The sequence below is a fragment of the Azospirillum sp. B506 genome, from assembly GCF_000333595.1.
Taxonomy (GTDB): Bacteria; Pseudomonadota; Alphaproteobacteria; order Azospirillales; family Azospirillaceae; genus Azospirillum.
This window is the reverse complement of the sequence record NZ_BADK01000696.1, coordinates 1-3,134: the sequence shown is the minus strand read 5'-3', so window position 1 is coordinate 3,134 and position 3,134 is coordinate 1. Positions and strand designations below refer to the sequence as shown.

Here is a 3,134-nt window from a genome sequence, read left to right as displayed (position 1 = left end):
ACCGGCCGATCCGGTGCTGCTGGCGGCCGGTGACCGCGTGCGCTTCGAAGCGCTGGATCGCGCCACCTTCGAGGGCATCGCCGAGGCTGCCGGCACCGGCCGCTTCGATCCCGGCAGCCTGAGGGCGGCGTGATGACAGCCTTCCTCACCGTCGTCCGGCCGGGGCTGTTCGCGACCATTCAGGATCTGGGACGTTTCGGCTTCCAGGAGTTGGGCATGCCGGTGGCCGGTGCGCTCGACCCGGTGGCGCTGCGGCTGGCCAATGCGCTGGTCGGCAATCCGTCGGGGACGGCCGGGCTGGAAATCGCCCTGCTCGGCCCTGCCCTGCGCGTGGATGCACCGTCGGTCCGCATCGCCGCGGTCGGCCCGCTGGCCCTGACCCTGGAGCGCGACGGCGCCGCTCCGCAACGGCTGGAGCCGCACCGCAGCCACACCCTGCTTGCACGCGACGTGCTGCGGCTGGGGGCGGTGGACGGGGCGTCGGTCGCCAGTCTGGCCGTCGCCGGCGGCTTTGCGCTGGCCCCGGTGATGGGCAGCCTGTCCACCTATGTGCGCGCCTGCATCGGCCCGCTGGGCGGACGGCCGCTGGCCCAGGAGGACCGGTTGCCGCTGGCTCGCGACACAGCACCGGACGGTCCGGACGTCGAGCTGCCGCAGCCCCCCCGACTATGGCGCCGGACCGATCCGCGTCGTTCTGGGACCGCAGGAAGACCGCTTCACCGCGACCGCGCTGGAGACTTTCCTGTCCGCATCCTACCGCGTCGGCAAGCAGGCCGACCGCATGGGCCTGCGGCTGGAAGGGCCGGCGCTGGAGCATCGTGGCTCCGCCGACATTCCGTCGGACGGGCTGGTCACCGGTTCCATCCAGGTACCGGGCAACAGACAGCCGATCCTGCTGCTGAACGACCATCAGACGGCCGGCGGCTATGCCAAGATCGCCACGGTGATCTCCGCCGACCTGGCCCGCGCCGGCCGCCTGCGCCCCGGCGACAGCCTGTCCTTCCAGGCCGTGACGGTGGAGAACGCCGAGGCGATCCGCCGCCAGCGGGAGCAGGCCATCGCCGGCTGGATCCGCGCCATCCGCCCGGTGCATCCGGCCGGCGGCATCGACCTGGAGGCGCTCTACACCGAGAATCTGATCTCCGGCACCGTCGACATCGTCCATGGCGGCAGCGACCTGCCGCTGTTGTGACGCTTCCGCGCCGGGCCGGCCGCTCAGGACACCGGTTCCGGTTCCCTCATGCTGCTTCCGCGATGGCGGCAGACCCGGTCCCGACCGCTCTGCTTGGCCTGGTAGAGCGCCGTGTCGGCGGCCTTGATCATCGAGTCGGCTCCGCCGGTTTCGGGAGCGAGGGTCGAGAGGCCGATGCTGGCCGTCACATGCAGGATCGCACCGTCCTGCGGGATGGAAAGGTCACGGACGGCGCAGCGCAGACGCTCGGCAAGCAGGAGAGCGCCATCGGCCGGCGCGTTGGGAAGCAGGATGGCGAATTCCTCGCCGCCGAAGCGGGCGACGAGGTCGCTCTGCCGCACGCTGCGCTGAAACAGGCGGCTGAGCGCCACCAGCACCGCGTCACCGGCATCATGCCCGTGGGTGTCGTTCACCTCCTTGAAATGGTCGATGTCCAACATCAGCAGCGACACCGGCGTGTCGTGGCGCAGCGAGGCGGCCACGGCACGGTCGATGGCCGCGAAAAAGGCCCGGCGGTTCGCCAGCCCGGTCAGCGGATCGCTCAGCGCGGCGTCGCGCAGCATTCTCTCCGTGTCGACGCGGCGGCGTTCGCGCGCCAGCATCGTGCCCAGCATCAGGATGCCCCCCACCGTGAACAGCGCGATGGGAAGCCCTCCATTGACGAAGATCGGAAACGCCACCTCCCCAGGCAGCACANAGATGCTGAGCGAGTGGAGCGCAGCGACCGGAGCCAGGATGAACAGCGGCCTTTGGCTTCGCCAGAAGGAGGCGGGAACCAGCCAGCGGACCAGCAGCCCCGCGGCACCGGGCAGCAGGATTCCACTCACCCCCGGCATCACGCCGGCCCCACCGACCGCCATGCGGGCGGCCGACACAAGCCCGGCGGCCAGGGTCGCAGCCAACGGACCGCCGAAGGGAGCGGCCAGCGCCACCGGCACCGCCTTGACGTCCAGATAGACGCCGGGAAGGATCGGGACCGACTGCAGCATGGCCGCCACGCCACCGGCCCCGAACAGCAGCCCCAGGCAAAGCTGACGCAGCCGTGGCCGGTCCCCCAAACGGTACAGGACCGTTCCATAAATGAGCGTCATCAGCGCCAGCAGCCCGATGCCACCCGCAAGCGCGGTCATGATCGCTCCCGTGGCGCTTGGTTCCTCCACCCGATGCTCCCCTCGCGATGTGCGGTTGCCGCTCCCTGGCCGACCATCCTCTTGCGAACATCCTAATATTGTACAGTGGGGTTCGTCCCGAATGCGACCCGATGCGGCCGGCCAAGCCAAGGCCCACAGGGAGTCCGGCCGAGCATCGCCTGACGATATGCCGCATATGGCTGCGTTGACCAACGACCGGGGCGCCGACTACCATACCAGCAACTGGAATGGTAGTATGTGACGCCACGAACGGTCCCCAAGCGGTGCCGTTTCCAACGACGGCCGGACTGCTCCAGGAAACAGTTCTGAAACGTGCGACCGCTGCCGGACAAGGCGTGGGACTGTCGAACGACCGGCCCCGCCGCCCGGCGCGCTCAATGCGATGCAGGGTCGACGCCGGTGTGCGAGCACCGGGCGGTGGCGGCGCGCGTCCTGGCTGGAGACGCCAATCATGAGCGAACAGATCATTGTCGACGCGGCCCCCCGCCAGTCGGCGGAACCGGCCCACAAGGCCGGCGGCATCGGCAACACGGTGGGCACGGCGGCAGGCAAGGCGGCGGTCACGGTAAGCAAGGCCATCGGCCGCTACCGCTGGACCATCTGCGGCCTGCTCTTCTTTTCGACCACCATCAACTACATGGACCGTCAGGTCCTGGGCCTGCTGAAGTCCACGCTGATGGGCGACATGGGCTGGAAGGGGTCGGACTTCGGCGACATCGTCGCCGCCTTCTCGCTAAACGACGCCTTCGGCTATATCGGCTGCGGCCGGCTGATGACAAGATCGGCTCCGC

General features: G+C 69.6%; 1 protein-coding gene and 2 pseudogenes. 2 read left to right on the top strand and 1 reads right to left on the bottom strand.

Annotated elements, in window-relative coordinates:
* Nucleotides 1–132: 132 nt before the first annotated feature.
* Nucleotides 133–1,192: pseudogene (locus tag I71_RS41085) on the top strand (biotin-dependent carboxyltransferase family protein).
* 23 nt (nucleotides 1,193–1,215) lie between these two features.
* Here the strand turns inward: I71_RS41085 and I71_RS20830 are convergent.
* Nucleotides 1,216–2,322, bottom strand: a complete 1,107-nt coding sequence (locus tag I71_RS20830; RefSeq protein WP_244433954.1) for a diguanylate cyclase — start codon at nucleotides 2,320–2,322, stop codon at nucleotides 1,216–1,218.
* A gap of 472 nt (nucleotides 2,323–2,794) precedes the next feature.
* On the opposite strand from I71_RS20830, the pseudogene I71_RS20825 reads away from it, so the two are divergent.
* Nucleotides 2,795–3,134: pseudogene (locus tag I71_RS20825) on the top strand (MFS transporter); the annotation flags it as partial.